Below are 14,441 nucleotides of genomic sequence, written 5' to 3' on the forward strand. Positions count from 1 at the left end.
TCGAAAGTATTCGGTTCGCCATGAACCCACCTAAGCAATAGCACGCAATAGGCCTATCAGAAAGCCAGGTAGCCACTTTAGTCCCCCTCATTTGCAGCCGTCTCAGGCACTTTACACCCCCATACGCACCAGGCATTCCCTGCAGGCCTTGCATATCAAGCCCTAAGGTCGTGGTGCCAATTTAATGACTATCATCACACAAGCGGTATTTTTTTGACTTATTTCCACTGTAAATCATGGGCTTGATAATTTTACGGTGATAAGCTGCTCACTTTCCGACACAAAATGAGCGGTAGTACTACGCTTGTGAAGAACGATACAGACAGCACGAACATAAAAATAAACGGCCAGAAACACTTGGTTGCATGTTGACAGTCATTCTATTGGCGCCATAAAAGGTTAGCCCAACAGGCGATAGTGATTGTTCTGCATGGCTGACAGTGCCAGACGCCTCAATAAATGCTTTTCCCTGGGGGGACTTTACGCTTGGTTCATATCAGTTTGGCCATCAGCGGATTGCTGGATCAACAGATTGTTTTGCGTGCAGGCGGCTTGTATTGGGTCACGGTCGATCACTCGACTGACGCAAAACTGCTGGTAAGGCAATTTCTTGAAGCTTTACCCGAAAGCGTGCCAGCCACGCTGATTGCTGGCGCCGGTTCGGTGCAAGACATCATCAGCGATCTGGCGCCCGACCGAGGTCCGGACAAACTCAAACTCTTCGAAATTGCCCAGCGCGTGATTGAACCCGGACTGGCCACGCTGACCCGCGATCTCGGTCGTGCCGGCATTCTCCCTTCAAGCCAGATCCTGTTGGTGCTGCCTTCAAACAGCTGGACCGAATCGACTACGGCTACTCAGTTGCAACGCTGGCTCGAACGCGTACGTGGGTGGCTTCTTGAGCGCAACGCAACGCTGCTGGTGATCACCCACGGCGAAGCCGCGTTGTTACATGCACAATTGCTGCAACTCAATCAGACTCTGTCCGGTCTGAGCCGTCTTTATCATTTCAACGGCGACCTGCGCTACCAATTGCACTTCTGGCACAACGATCTGGGCGTCACCGCAGGCCAGGAGTTCAAACTCTCCGATAAAAACAATGCCCTGACGCTTATCCCGCAAACGGCTGTCGATACTCAGCCACGGGTGGCTGACGATCAGCACGTATACCTCGCCGAGCGCTCCGTTCTTGAAGGCGCGCCGTCAATGTCAAAACACTGGTATCTGTTCGAAAGCCGTGAGGCATTGCTTGAGGCCGCCGATACTGCCCGTGCGGCCACCGTCATCGTGGGCATCGACAATAGCTATCAGTTACTCGACCTGGCTCAACAGCTGCACGATTTACGGGAACATTGCGGTCCTGAATTGAAGATCGTCGTGCGTGAAATGGAGCCTTCGGTGCGCTATCGCGATGAACGCCTGCTGCTGGCGTGCGGCGCCAACCTGATTGTGCCTGACGGCACACTGCTTTCACGGTTTCTGAGCATGATCGAAAGTATCCAGGGCCAACGCTGGCAATACACCCAGAGTATCGACTTCAACACATTGCTTGAGCGTCAGCGCCCTCCGCAGATACGCGGACTGGTGAGCCCCCGTGAATTTTATGAGGCCGTGTCGCAGATCTATAGGGACAGCTCCGGCGAAGTGACCCATCAGTTGATGAAGTTCGAGCCGGTACCGGGTCTGGGCGAAGAGTTGTTTTTGAACCAGATGTGCCTTCGCCGCTTTGGCGACTTTGCCTGCTTACTGGACGGTGAGCTGTACCTGTTTCTGTTTGCCTGCCGCGCTGACGGGCTGGAGCCAGCACTGGGCAACATCTGTCGCCTGCCCTGGCGTGACCTGTTTACCCAGCGCCGCATGCTGAGCGGGCTTTCCGATCTGAACGCTCAGACCTTTACAAAAGCACCGGCGGTACCGACGCATCTGCATATTCCCATCGAGGCTCCAGCCATTATGCCGACACCGGGCGTCAGTGAACGCACGCCGTTAAATCCTCAAAGATTCACGCTTCCTATCAGTGAGCCGCAGTCATGACGTTCCTTGAGCTGATCGATGTCATTGCCCTGACCTGTGTGGTCACCGTACTGCTGACGCTGTTTTGGCAGCGCATTCGAAGGTTCTTGAAAAATCATTTCGAGCAGTACCTGTCACCTCGTTATATGAAATCGTGCGGTGTTCGACGTCGCACGCCTGCCAGCCCTGCTCAGAGAACGCCTGATGAGTCTGTATAAGTCTGACGCTGCGGCGCAAAAAATTGCCGGCCCCTGGCGCGGCCTGGGAGCCTGGAACCTCTATTTCCTGGCCAAGTTCCTGTTGGCCTGGACAGGGCATCTGAATATCCAGATTTTGCCCAACCTGATCTTTGCAGCGGTGCTGCTGATTCCGATCGCCAACCCTGTGTTGCGCCGTGTGCGCACCCTGATTGCCATCCCGGTGGCCGTAGCGCTGTTGTATCAGGACACCTGGTTCCCGCCATTCACCCGTTTGCTGGCGCAGCCCGGCGTACTGGATTTCTCCTTTGACTACGTTGTCGAGCTGCTGGGACGCTTTATCGACTGGCAAGTGTGCGCCATGTTGCTGCTGCTGGTCGTTGGCTACCTGTTCCTCAATCAGTGGTTGCGCCTGACAACCTTCACCCTGTTGGGTTTTGCCTGGCTGGGCATGGGCAACCTGCAGTGGCTGCTGCCGCCTTCGGTGGCGCCACAAATGGCCGGTACCCAAACCGTCACAGGCGGACAAACCAGCAGCGTGGGCGAACCGGACGACGCGACGCTCAATGGTTATCTGGACAAGTTTTACCTCAACGAGTCGACCCGCAAGGTCGACTTCAAGGAGCCTGCAGTCAAGCCGCCACCGTTTGACCTGCTGGTCATCAATATTTGCTCCATGGCCTGGGACGATCTGGAAGCGGTGGGCTTGCGTGATAACACGCTGTTCAGCCAGATGGACGTGATTTTCGATAACTTCAACTCGGCCACTGCCTACAGTGGCCCGGCAGCCATTCGTTTGATGCGCGCCAGTTGCGGCCAGACCTCCCATGCGCAGCTCTACAAGCAACCGGCGGATCAGTGCCTGTTGTTCGATGACTTGCGCAAGCTGGGTTTCTCCGACGAGCTGATGCTCAATCACACCGGCGCATTCGACGGATTCCTCCAGGAAGTTCGCGAACAGGGCCAACTGCCGCCTCCGGCACTGGGCGTTGTTCCTGCAGGGCTGCCACGGACCTACGTCGGTTTTGACGGTTCGCCCATCTGGCGTGACCGCGATGTATTGAGCAAATGGTGGCAGCACCGTATGGCTGAAGACACGCCTAATATGGCGCTGTTTTACAACACCACCAGCCTGCATGACGGCAACCGGCAAGTGCAGGCGGATGGCGGCACCCAGCCAGCTGACTACAGCAGCCGGGCACAGGTGCTGCTCGACGACCTCAATGCCTTCCTCAAGGAACTGCAAAAAAGTGGACGTCGTGTCGTTGTCGCCATCGTGCCCGAGCACGGTGCGGCGTTGCACGGTGACCGCATGCAGATTGCCGGGATGCGCGAAATCCCGAGCGACTCCATCACTCACGTACCGGTTGGCATCAAACTGATAAACATGGGCGACAACGGTCAATCCTCGCCTGTCCATATCAGCGAGCCCAGCAGCTACCTGGCGGTCGCTGAAATCATTGCCCGCCTGTATGCCGACCCGGCACTGAGCAATGGCCAGACCGTGGACTGGTCCAGGCTGCTGACTGATCTTCCAAGAACCCCGAAAGTATCTGAAAACTCAGGGACCGTTGTGCTCGATTACAACGGCAAGCCCTATGTGCGAATCAAGGAGAACGGCGGATGGCTGCCTTACCCACAGCGGTTCAAATAAGCGCCGATGTCCTTTCGCGCAAAGAGCGTGCTGATGATATTGCACGGCTCAAGTCGATGATGGAGTTGCACGCCCTGGAATATATCGACGTGTCAGCGCACATGGAGCTATTGCAGGCATTCGAGCGCTGGCCGTTGCTGGCCTATCTGGAGGCACACCACAACACGCCCCTTGATCTGCAAAAAGACGCGGAGCAGACCCCATGATCGCCATGAGTTTGCGTGGCGTGCGGGGTGGCGTGGGCACCAGCTCGATCCTGGCTGCAGTGGGTCATGCGTTGCATGAGCTGGGCCAGAAAGTGCTGTTGGTGGACATGTGCCCGGAAAACTCACTTGGCTTGCACTTCAACATGGACCTGGCACCTCGCGAAGGTTGGGCCCGGGCGACGCTGGACCAGCAACCCTGGCATGAGCATGCCTGGAGTGTTGAACCCGGCCTCTGCGTGTTGCCTTACGGGCAACTGCAGCCGGACGAATTCATCCGGCTCGATGGCCTGCTACTTGAGCAGCCCCAACTCTGGAGTCAACGCCAGGCCGCGCTGGCTGACGCTTTTGACTGGATACTGTTCGATCTGCCACAGCGCTTGCCTGGCCACATGGCCAACCCGCAGTGCAGTATTTCAATCATGGTGCTCAATGCCGACGCTGCTTGCCACGTACTGTTGCAGCCGCAATTGGCGCAAACGCCGCTGTTTCTGGTCAATCGGTTCGATGCCGCCAGCCAGTTGCAACGTGACCTGCTGCTGATCTGGCAACACCGCTATACCCAATCACTGGTGCCTGTGAACTTGCACGCCGACGAAGCCATGGGTGAAGCCCTGGCCAGAAGCGAGCCCGCTGGGCGTTATGCGCCCACCAGCCTGATTGCCCTTGATGTGATCAGCTTGGCCAGTTGGTGCCTCTTACGCGGCAGGAGGGCTGAATGATTGCCCATTGGTTTCCCTATACACGCTTGCGGCGTGAGCAGAACTGCACCCGGTTCACAGCTTTTAGCCTGGCGCTGATACAAGGCCTGGGCTGGATCTTTCTGCGCCTGGAATCGCCCAGTTGGAAAGCCTTGCGTGAGCAGCACAGGCGCCTGTATCCACACCTGGCCGAGAAGCGGTCTTCCATTGGCGACCCGCTGCGTTACGTCGTGCAAACCTTGTGGCTGTTGCTGATACGCACGCCTAACCTGGATCAGATCGGGCGTCAGCGTTTCCGCCAGCGTCTGGGCGGCTACCTGTCGGCCGTACTGATGATCGTGCAGCGGCCATGGAACCTGCTGTCCAACACCTTTGCCGATCTGCCTTCGACCATCAGGCCGCAAGTGAGCAAAGGCTCGCATTGGTGGGACAGCATGCGCTGGCCAATGCGCAAGGTGCTGTATATCGCTATCGGCATACTGGCACTGGCGTTGATTGTGCTGTGTATCACCGAGCCCTTCGGTTATCTGGCGCAGTTGGTGTTTGTTATTTTGCTGTGGGTACTGGCCATGCTGGTACGCCGTATGCCGGGGCGCTTTCCGACGTTGTTGCTGATCGTGCTGTCCATTATCGTCTCGTGCCGCTACCTGTGGTGGCGCTATACCTCGACGTTGAACTGGAACGACAATCTGGACCTGATCTGCGGTTTGATTTTGCTGATCGCCGAGACCTACTCCTGGCTGATCCTGTTGCTGGGCTATGTGCAGACCTCCTGGCCGCTCAATCGCCAACCGGCGCAATTGCCTGCGGACATCAACGAATGGCCTGTGGTTGACTTGTTGATTCCGACATACAACGAAGAGCTGTCCGTCACCCGTGGCACGGTGTACGCGGCACTGGGCATCGACTGGCCGAAAGATAAGCTGCGCATTCACCTGCTCGATGACGGCAACCGCCCCAGCTTCAAGACATTCGCCGATGAGGTGGGCATCAACTACATCGCCCGCACTGACAACCGACACGCCAAGGCCGGCAACCTCAATCACGCACTGACTTTACTCGACGGCGAACTGGTGGCGATCTTTGACTGCGACCACATGCCCGCCCGCTCCTTCCTGCAACTGACGGTAGGCTGGTTTCTGCGCGACCCGACGCTGGCGCTGGTACAAACCCCGCACCACTTCCTGTCACCTGATCCGTTCGAACGTAACCTGGGCACCTTCCGTAACCGTCCCAACGAAGGCGAGTTGTTCTACGGTTTGATCCAGGACGGCAACGACATGTGGAACGCCGCGTTTTTCTGTGGCTCCTGCGCCATCGTGCGGCGTACGGCAATTGACTCCATTGGCGGGTTCGCGGTCGAAACCGTGACCGAAGATGCCCACACCGCCCTGCGCTTGCACCGCAACGGTTGGACCTCGGCTTATCTGCGTATCCCGCAGGCAGCCGGCCTGGCGACCGAGAGCCTGTCAGCCCATATCGGTCAGCGCATCCGCTGGGCACGGGGCATGGTGCAGATCTTTCGCACCGACAACCCGTTGCTGGGCAAGGGCCTGACGATCTTCCAGCGCATCTGCTACACCAACGCCATGATGCACTTCCTGGTGGGTTTGCCCCGGCTGGTATTCCTGACTGCGCCCCTGGCCTTTCTTTTGTTTCACGCCTACATCATCTATGCCCCGGCCGTGATGATCCTGCTCTACGTGTTGCCGCACATGATCCACGCCAGCCTGACCAACTCACGGATGCAAGGCGCTTATCGCCAGACATTCTGGGGCGAGGTGTACGAAACCGTACTTGCCTGGTACATCGCACGACCTACCACCGTGGCCTTGTTCAGCCCGTCGCGGGGCAAGTTCAACGTGACCGCCAAGGGCGGCATGATGGAAGAAAACCAGTTCGACTGGCAAACCGCCAAACCGTACCTGGTGCTGTCGGTGCTCAATGTGGTCGGTCTGGGGTTTGCGGTCTGGCGCCTGTTTACCGGGCCAAAGGATGAGATCTTCACTGTCCTCGTCAGTGTGCTGTGGGTGGTTTACAACCTGCTGATCATCGGTGCCGCCGTAGCCGTTGCCGCCGAGGTGCGCCAGGTGCGTACCACGCACCGCGTACTTGCCCGGTTGCCCGGTGCCATTAAATTGGCCGACGGTCACAGCTACCCTTGTGAGCTGGTGGACTACTCGGACGGTGGTGTCGGCGTGCAAGTGAGCCAGGCCCTGCAACTGCCTGTCGGTACGCAGGTATCGCTGATTCTCCAGCGGGGTAATCGTGAATTTGTGTTCACCGGTACCCTGACCCGTTCCAGCGAGCGATTCATCGGTTTGAGCTTTGCCCAGTTGCCGCCCGAACAAAAGATTGAGTTTGTGCAGTGCACCTTTGGTCGCGCTGATGCCTGGCTTGACCATAACAGTGGGTTTGAAGCCGACAAACCGATCCAGAGCCTCAAGGAAATTCTGGCCCTGGGCGTCAAAGGCTATTACCGCCTCTATGAATACCTGCCGACGTGGATACGCGTCTTGGCAAAACCGTTTTTGCGCATTTTTCAGTGGCTGGGCAGCTTTTTGCCGCGCATGCCCAAAGCAGCTACTCCCCTTATCTCCCGGCCAGTGAGCAGATCATGAGTCGTCTATCTAAAAAAGCTATTTTCGCCAGCCTCGCGCTGATGACCTTCGCCTCACAGCTGATGTCGGCTCCCTTGCCTTTACCTGGCAATTCACCTGTGCCCGCCCCTCTGCCCAAGCCTGCGTTTGCGCAGACGGATCAGGTGCTGCCAAGTTGGCCGGTGACCTACTCGTTTGAGCAATTGGGCCGTGCCACTGACACCTTGCTGCTGGGTATCAACAGCTCCGACGTGGTGGAATTCAGCCTGCGCCGCGACCGGATTGCCAGTGATGCCAGCCTGCAGCTTGAGTACACGCCCTCGCCTGCATTGATCCCGACGCTTTCACACATACGGGTGTACCTCAACGATGTGCTGATGGGCGTGCTGCCAATCGAGAAAGACCATCTGGGGCGTAAAACCACGCAAAAGATGGCCCTCGATCCGCGACTGGTTTCGGACTTCAACCGCGTACGGCTGGAGTTTGTCGGCCATTACACCGACATCTGCGAAGATCCGGCCAACAATACCTTGTGGGTCAATATCAGCCGCGGTAGCGGTATCACCCTGCAAGAGCAGGCCCTGAGCCTGCAGAACGATCTGGCATTTTTCCCGCTGCCATTCTTTGATCCACGCAACAACAGCAAACTCGAACTGCCATTTGTGTTCGCCGCCAACCCTACCCTGGGCGAGCAGAAAGCGGCCGCGATCCTGGCCTCCTACTTCGGCAGTCAGTCCAACTGGCGCGGAGCCAGCTTCCCGGTGTCGTTCGATTCCCTGCCAGGGGTACAGAACAAAGATGCGGTCCAGCCAACCGTGGTGTTTGCCACCAATGATCACCGCCCTGCTTTCATGAGCGATCTGGAGAAATTCCCGGCCGTGACCGCGCCTGTGGTTGAAATGATCAATCATCCGGATGCGCCTTACAGCAAGATCCTGCTGGTCATGGGCCGTAACGAAGAAGACCTGACCACTGCTGCCAAGGCACTGGCCCTGGGCGGTAATCTGCTGCGCGGTTCGCGCGTCACCATCGACAAGGTTCAGGAACTGCAGCCGCGCAAACCTTACGATGCACCGGCCTGGATGCGTACCGACCGGCCAGTGCGTTTTGCCGAGCTGATTACCTACCCGCAACAATTGCAGGTCAGCGGGTTGCAGCCGCGCCCCATCACCCTGGATGTGAATCTGCCACCCGATCTTTTCGTGTGGCGTAACCAGGGTATCCCGCTGCGAACGCAATACCGCTACACCGCGCCATCGGCCAATGATGACTCACGTCTGAATATCAGCCTCAACGACCAGTTCATCACCAGCCTGCCGTTGTTGCGCAAGGACACCAGCAACCTTGAAGAGCTGCGTCTGGCTGTCTTGTCCAACGACACGGCCAACGTCAATGACAAGTTGATCGTGCCGTCGCTGAAAATCGGCGACCGCAACCGCCTGCGTTTTGACTTCAACTTCGCCAGCACCGTTGGCAGCTCCCAGCGTGATCGCTGCCAGACCATCCTGCCGGCCAATACCCAGGCAATCATCGATGAAGATTCCACCATCGACATGTCCGGTTATCACCACTACATCAGCATGCCGGACCTCAAGGCATTCGTGCGCAGTGGCTTCCCGTTCAGCCGCATGGCCGACATGTCGGAATCCATCGTGGTCGTGCCTAGCAACCCTACTCCGACACAAATCAGCACACTGCTAGAAGCTGTCTCGGGTATTTCTGCCCGCTCCGGTTACCCGGCCTTCGGTGTGCGCCTGAGCAATGACTGGGCGGCAGCCTCCAAGGAAGACGTCGACCTGCTGTTACTGGGAGAAATGGCCCCCGAGTTGCGCGACAATCCAGACCTGAGCGTACTGTTGCAACGTCAGCATGACATGTTGGTGCAGCCCTATGGCACCACTGGCATTGACGCCAACAACCGCCGCGGCCCCTCAACTGACGGGCGCAATATACCGGCCAACAGAACCGAAGTGACCGCCCAGGCACCTATTGCAGCCATGCTGGGCATGCAGTCCCCCACCCACAATCAGCGCAGCATCGTCGCGCTGCTGGGCAATGAAGATGCGGACTACAACCTGCTGCGTGAAGCCATGGGCGACAGTGGCAAGCTGGACGCAGTTGCAGGCTCCGTTGCACTGGTTCGCAGCAGCGGCGTATACAGCCAACTGGTCGGTGATCAGTACTTTGTCGGTAACCTGCCGTGGTACCTGCTGTTGTGGTACCAGCTGTCCGAGCACCCGGTACTGCTGGCCGTACTGGCCGTGGTCAGTGTTCTGCTCAGCGCCTTCCTGCTGTGGCGTGCCCTGAGCTGGGCGGCCAACCGTCGTCTGCACAAGGATGACTAAGGCCATGAAACGATTTGCCGCACTCGCCCTGACGTCCACCTTGGGTTATCTGCCTCTGGTGGCGAGTGCGGCGTCCTGTGACTGGCCCGCCTGGGACAGTTACAAGAAAACCATGATGAGCAGCGACGGGCGCATCATTGATGGCTCGTCGGCACAATTGATCACGACCTCGGAAGGGCAAAGTTACGGGCTGTTTTTTGCCTTGCTCGGCAACGACAAGAAAAGCTTCGCGACTATTCTCGAATGGACCCGCAACAACCTTGCAGATGGCAGCCTGGAGAAGAATCTGCCCGCCTGGCAATGGGGCCGCGACAAAAGCGGCCAGTGGCACATCCTGGACAGTAACAATGCCAGCGATGCAGATCTGTGGATCGCCTACAGCCTGCTTGAAGCCGGACGACTGTGGCAATGGCCCGAGTACGTGGCGCTGGGGCAAAACATGCTCTGGCGCAGTGCGGCCCAAAGCCTGCGCAAGATGCCCGGGCTGGGCCTGATGTTGTTGCCCGGTGATGTGGGTTTTGACAGCCCCAAAGGCTGGCGCCTGAACCCCAGTTACTTGCCACCGCAACTGTTGGCACGCTTTGCCCGTATCTCACCGATCTGGGCTGAACTGGCGAACAATCAGCAACGCATGCTGATCGAGGGCTCTCCCAAGGGCTTTGCCCCTGACTGGCTGCTGTGGAAAGCCGGGGGTGGCTGGGCACCCGACACCAAGGACGGTTCGCAGGGCGACTACGATGCAATTCGCGTCTACCTGTGGGTCGGGATGCTGGCTCAGGACGCGCCCGAGCGGCAGACCCTGCAACAGCACTTTGCACCCATGGCCAACCTCACTCAAACCCTGGGCCATCCACCAGAAAGCGTGAATGCAGTGACCGGCAAGTACACCGGAACGGGGCCGGTGGGGTTTTCCGCCGCCATGCTGCCATTACTGGCAAGCCTGGATTCCCCCGCGCTGGGCGTACAACAGGCACGAATACAGCAACAGCCGCCTGCGGCCGATGCCTATTACAACCAGTCGTTGCTGCTGTTCGGCCAGGGCTGGGATGAAGAACGCTATCGCTTTGACAAGGATGGGCAGCTTTTACCTGGGTGGATCAACACATGCCAAAAATAACAACATGGGCGTTCCTGCTCGGTGGACTGTCCACTGCAGCCGTTGCACAGCCGACTACCGTGCAGGAACAACAGCAGTGGCTACTGGAGCAGGTACGTATCGGTGAAGCCATGTACCGCGAAGATCTGGTACGCGACTCATTGGCACGTCTGCAATTGATCTCCCCCAATAACCCGCAGGCGCTGGTCGCTTCGATTCGCCAGGCATTGCTGGACAAAAATCCGGAATTGGCCCGCCAGCGACTGGCGCAGTTGCAAAATGTAGCCCCTGACTCTTCGGCACTGCGTCAGGCCCAGAGCCTGATGAAACTGCAAGACCCGCAAAGCCAGAAAGACCTGCAGCAGGCGCGCCTGTTTGCTGCCGCCGGCAGGCCAGAAGAAGCCGTTGCCATCTTTGAGCGACTCTTTGGCAATGCCCCGCCCGATTTCGCCACGGCACTGGAATACCTGCGCATTCGCAGTAATATCCCGGGCCAGCATCCTCAGGTTATCGATCAGCTGCGCGCACTGGACAAACAGTACCCGGGCAACGCAGGCCTGCGCCAAACCCTGGCCGACTTGTTGTTCCGGGAAAAACGCGCGCCAGAAGCCCTGGCCGTGTTGCAACAACTGTCCAGCGATCCGATTGCCAGTAACGCTGCGGCCGAGCGTGAATACACCTACCTCGGCACACTGCCCATCGACCGTACATCGGCCCAGGCCTGGCAGGGGTTTATCGCCCGCTACCCCAATTCCCCACTGATCGGTGAGGCCAACAAGAACCTGCAACAACAGCAGCGTTTGCTGGGCGACCCGGCGTGGAACGCGGGCACCCAAGGCAAGCAGATGATTGATCAGTCGCGCAATCCGGTGGCCGCTGAAGGGCAATTGCGCCGCGCCCTCAAGCAATACCCGGACGATCCGACCCTCTACGGTGCCCTGGGCATGGCGCTGTTTCGTCAGGGCCGCTATGCCGAAGCCAACACCAGCTTTTCCACAGCGCGAACCAAGGAGCAAGATACCTCCAACATCAGCAAGTGGCAGGACCTGATGGACGCCAGTCGGTACCGCATGTTGCTCAGCCAGGGCGACAAGGCTCTTGAGCAGAAGAACCTGCCAGCGGCACGTAACGCATTTTCACAGGCCCGCAAGGCCAAGCCCGCCGACGCCGACCCACTCATTGGCCTGGCCAGCGTTGCCCAAGCCGAGCATGACGATATTCAGGCTGAAGCCCTGCTGTTACAGGCCCGTCGCCTGGAGCCAGGTAATGGCAGCGCCGTACGTGGCCTGGTTCGCCTGTACAGTGCCCAGGACCCGCAAAAGGCCAAGGTGTTCCTCAATGGCCTGCCCGCCTCCAGCCAGAAGGAATTCTCCGGGTTGCGCCAGAGCATGGAGCTGGACGAACTGAATCAGCAAGCCGATGCAGCTACTGAGCGCAAGGACTGGCCGCAAGTGGCGGGGTTGCTGAGCAAGATACGTAACGTGAACCCCGATGAACCCTGGGTGACTTACCGCCTGGCCAACGCCCAGCGCGAAATCAAACAGCCTGGTGCAGCCGACGACAGCTTCAAACAGTTGATGACCCGTCAGGGCCGTAACCCTGAAGCCGTGTACGCGTACGCGCTCTATCTTTCAAACACCGACCGCGACGCCAGTGCCTTGAGCGCCCTGGAGACATTGCCCAAGGCGCAGTGGAACGACTCCATGCGTGAACTGGACTCCCGTCTGCAGCGCAACGTACTGGTTGCTCGTGCCGAAAGCCTGCGCGCAGCTGGCCAAGAGCCACAAGCCATTGCGCTGTTGATGCAAACGGGCGACAGCGACGACCTGATGACTGTCGCAGGCTGGGCCCAGGAACGCGGCGACTACGTGCAAGCACAAAGCCTTTATCTCCAGGTGCTCAAGACGGACCCTGGCAATACCGGGGCACGACTGGGGCAAATCGAAACCCTGATTGCCGGCCAGCAACTGCCTGCAGCTCGCCAGCAGCTAGCACAGTTCAATCCAGCCCCGGGCACTGTGCTGACGCCTTCCGAGCAACGTCGAGTGGCCAGTGCATGGGTCGCTGTGGGTGAGCCCGACAAAGCACAGGCCATCTATGCGCAGTTGCTGAAATCGCCTCAGCCCGATCCATTGGTTTATCGCGATGCGGCACGGCTGATGTCGGCCAAGGAACCGCAACAGGCGCTGGATTACTACGCCAGCAGCATGGCGGCGGCGGGCCTGATTACTCCTGAGCAGGCCAACCCCCGGGACAACCGCGCCATGACCATGGCCAGTCGCGAGAAAGACGATGACCAGTGGCTGGCAAGCAGCTTGCGCAGCGACGTGGACGAGCTGTACCAACGGCAAAACCCTACGGTCCACCTGTACACCGATTACGGATGGCGCTCGGATGATGCCTCCAAAGGCACTTCCGATACCGTCACTCAGTCCACCATCCTGCAACTGGATTTACCCGTCTATGACGGAAAAGGCTTTGTAAGAGCTGAGCAATTGAGCCTGAATGCCGGCGATTTTGACGTTAACGATGAGGGCCGAGTTACCGAGGCATATGGCACGTGCCAGGTGGGACAAACTCGCTCAGGCAATGAGGGGTGTGAGGACAGTTCACAATCGGCCAGGGGGACGATGATGGCGGTGGGCTGGAAAAATCCGAACTGGGAAGTCGATTTTGGTCGTACCCCGGACACCTTCAAAGTACCCAACTGGCTGGGCGGCATTGCGTACAGCAACAAGATCGGCTCCGTAGGCTGGACACTGACCGGTTCCCGTCGGCCCATGAGCAACTCCATCCTGTCTTATGCCGGTGCAAAGGATCCGCTTACGGGCATCACGTGGGGCGGCGTGACGACCAACGGGCTGACCTTGGGCCTGAGCCACGACGAAGGCGGCAAGGATGGGGTCTGGGCCAGTTTTGGACAGCATTGGCTACGCGGTAAAAACGTCGAGGACAATCACAAGAGCACGGCCATGGCCGGGTATTACTACCGTTTGGTCGAGCGGGCTGACGAGCGTCTGCGCACCGGTCTTACCGTCATGTACTGGGGATATGACAAGGATCTGAGCGAGTACACCCTCGGCCAGGGCGGCTATTACAGCCCGCAGAAGTATTACTCGATCGGTGTTCCGCTCAACTATGCCTGGCGTAATGCCAACTGGTCGGTATCCCTGGAAAGCTCGGTGAGCTGGTCCAAATCCAAAACCAGCAGCAGCGACCTCTACCCGTTGGACAACTCGGTGAGCCAACTGACTGACGTGTTGAATCAGGGGGGCTATGACATCGTCAGCGACCCCTCATTGACCAAGAGCGGCAGTAGCAGCAGTGGCATTGGCTATCGCTTGCAAGCCCTGGCGGAACGCAGGCTGTCAGACAACCTGGTGCTGGGTGGCGGCGTGCTTTATCAGCACAGTGATGACTATGCACCCAGCCGGGCGATGCTCTATCTGCGTTATACCTTCGACGTCTGGCAGGGGAACTTGCCATTGCCGGTACAGCCGTTGGTGCCGTATGCCGACTTCAGGTAACAGCGCAAACCGGTGAAGGTCTCGTGGGAGCGAGCCTGCTCGCGAAATGTTCTTCGCGAGCAGGCTCGCTCCCACGGCTGAACTTACTCTGACAGCGTTACAGAG

9 protein-coding genes are annotated in these 14,441 nt (G+C 58.5%); all 9 read left to right on the forward strand.

Annotated features, from left to right (window positions below; all coding sequences use genetic code 11):
* Positions 1-486: 486 nt before the first annotated feature.
* From bcsE to bcsC, 9 genes are read left to right on the forward strand one after another with little or no spacing between them, the layout of a single operon-like run.
* The gene (bcsE, locus tag RGV06_RS02170; RefSeq protein ID WP_046809370.1) at positions 487-2,034 is read left to right on the forward strand and encodes a cellulose biosynthesis protein BcsE; all 1,548 of its coding nucleotides are present in this window, start codon (positions 487-489) and stop codon (positions 2,032-2,034) included.
* Positions 2,031-2,231, forward strand: coding sequence for a cellulose biosynthesis protein BcsF (bcsF, locus tag RGV06_RS02175; protein ID WP_082113398.1), 201 nt, complete (start codon positions 2,031-2,033; stop codon positions 2,229-2,231). Before bcsE ends, bcsF begins: the two co-directional genes overlap by 4 nt.
* Entirely contained in the window at positions 2,218-3,864 is a 1,647-nt protein-coding gene (bcsG, locus tag RGV06_RS02180; protein WP_322149234.1) for a cellulose biosynthesis protein BcsG, read from the forward strand. The genes bcsF and bcsG overlap by 14 nt, the downstream gene beginning before the upstream one ends.
* Positions 3,834-4,070, forward strand: a complete 237-nt coding sequence (gene bcsR, locus RGV06_RS02185) for a cellulose biosynthesis protein BcsR (protein ID WP_019822749.1) — start codon at positions 3,834-3,836, stop codon at positions 4,068-4,070. The genes bcsG and bcsR overlap by 31 nt, the downstream gene beginning before the upstream one ends.
* Complete coding sequence (gene bcsQ / locus RGV06_RS02190) at positions 4,067-4,789, forward strand: cellulose biosynthesis protein BcsQ (protein ID WP_019822751.1); 723 nt, start codon at positions 4,067-4,069, stop codon at positions 4,787-4,789. Before bcsR ends, bcsQ begins: the two co-directional genes overlap by 4 nt.
* The gene (bcsA, locus tag RGV06_RS02195) at positions 4,786-7,389 is read left to right on the forward strand and encodes a UDP-forming cellulose synthase catalytic subunit (protein ID WP_019822752.1); all 2,604 of its coding nucleotides are present in this window, start codon (positions 4,786-4,788) and stop codon (positions 7,387-7,389) included. The genes bcsQ and bcsA overlap by 4 nt, the downstream gene beginning before the upstream one ends.
* Positions 7,386-9,713, forward strand: a complete 2,328-nt coding sequence (bcsB, locus tag RGV06_RS02200) for a cellulose biosynthesis cyclic di-GMP-binding regulatory protein BcsB (protein WP_019822753.1) — start codon at positions 7,386-7,388, stop codon at positions 9,711-9,713. The genes bcsA and bcsB overlap by 4 nt, the downstream gene beginning before the upstream one ends.
* Positions 9,714-9,717: 4 nt before the next feature.
* On the forward strand, positions 9,718-10,830 hold the full coding sequence (gene bcsZ, locus RGV06_RS02205; RefSeq protein ID WP_322149235.1) for a cellulose synthase complex periplasmic endoglucanase BcsZ: 1,113 nt from the start codon (positions 9,718-9,720) through the stop codon (positions 10,828-10,830).
* Entirely contained in the window at positions 10,818-14,336 is a 3,519-nt protein-coding gene (gene bcsC, locus RGV06_RS02210) for a cellulose synthase complex outer membrane protein BcsC (protein WP_019822758.1), read from the forward strand. Before bcsZ ends, bcsC begins: the two co-directional genes overlap by 13 nt.
* Positions 14,337-14,441: the final 105 nt, after the last annotated feature.

It is taken from the genome of Pseudomonas sp. CCI3.1 (genome assembly GCF_034313985.1).
Classification (GTDB): domain Bacteria; phylum Pseudomonadota; class Gammaproteobacteria; order Pseudomonadales; family Pseudomonadaceae; genus Aquipseudomonas; species Aquipseudomonas psychrophila.

Excerpts from the sequence above, each read along its gene's own strand:
- bcsF (WP_082113398.1), top strand. The coding sequence starts at position 2,031 with ATGACGTTCCTTGAGCTGATCGATGTCATTGCCCTGACCTGTGTGGTC.
- bcsG (WP_322149234.1), top strand. The coding sequence starts at position 2,218 with ATGAGTCTGTATAAGTCTGACGCTGCGGCGCAAAAAATTGCCGGCCCC.
- bcsR (WP_019822749.1), top strand. The coding sequence starts at position 3,834 with ATGGCTGCCTTACCCACAGCGGTTCAAATAAGCGCCGATGTCCTTTCG.
- bcsQ (WP_019822751.1), top strand. The coding sequence starts at position 4,067 with ATGATCGCCATGAGTTTGCGTGGCGTGCGGGGTGGCGTGGGCACCAGC.
- bcsA (WP_019822752.1), top strand. The coding sequence starts at position 4,786 with ATGATTGCCCATTGGTTTCCCTATACACGCTTGCGGCGTGAGCAGAAC.
- bcsB (WP_019822753.1), top strand. The coding sequence starts at position 7,386 with ATGAGTCGTCTATCTAAAAAAGCTATTTTCGCCAGCCTCGCGCTGATG.
- bcsZ (WP_322149235.1), top strand. The coding sequence starts at position 9,718 with ATGAAACGATTTGCCGCACTCGCCCTGACGTCCACCTTGGGTTATCTG.
- bcsC (WP_019822758.1), top strand. The coding sequence starts at position 10,818 with ATGCCAAAAATAACAACATGGGCGTTCCTGCTCGGTGGACTGTCCACT.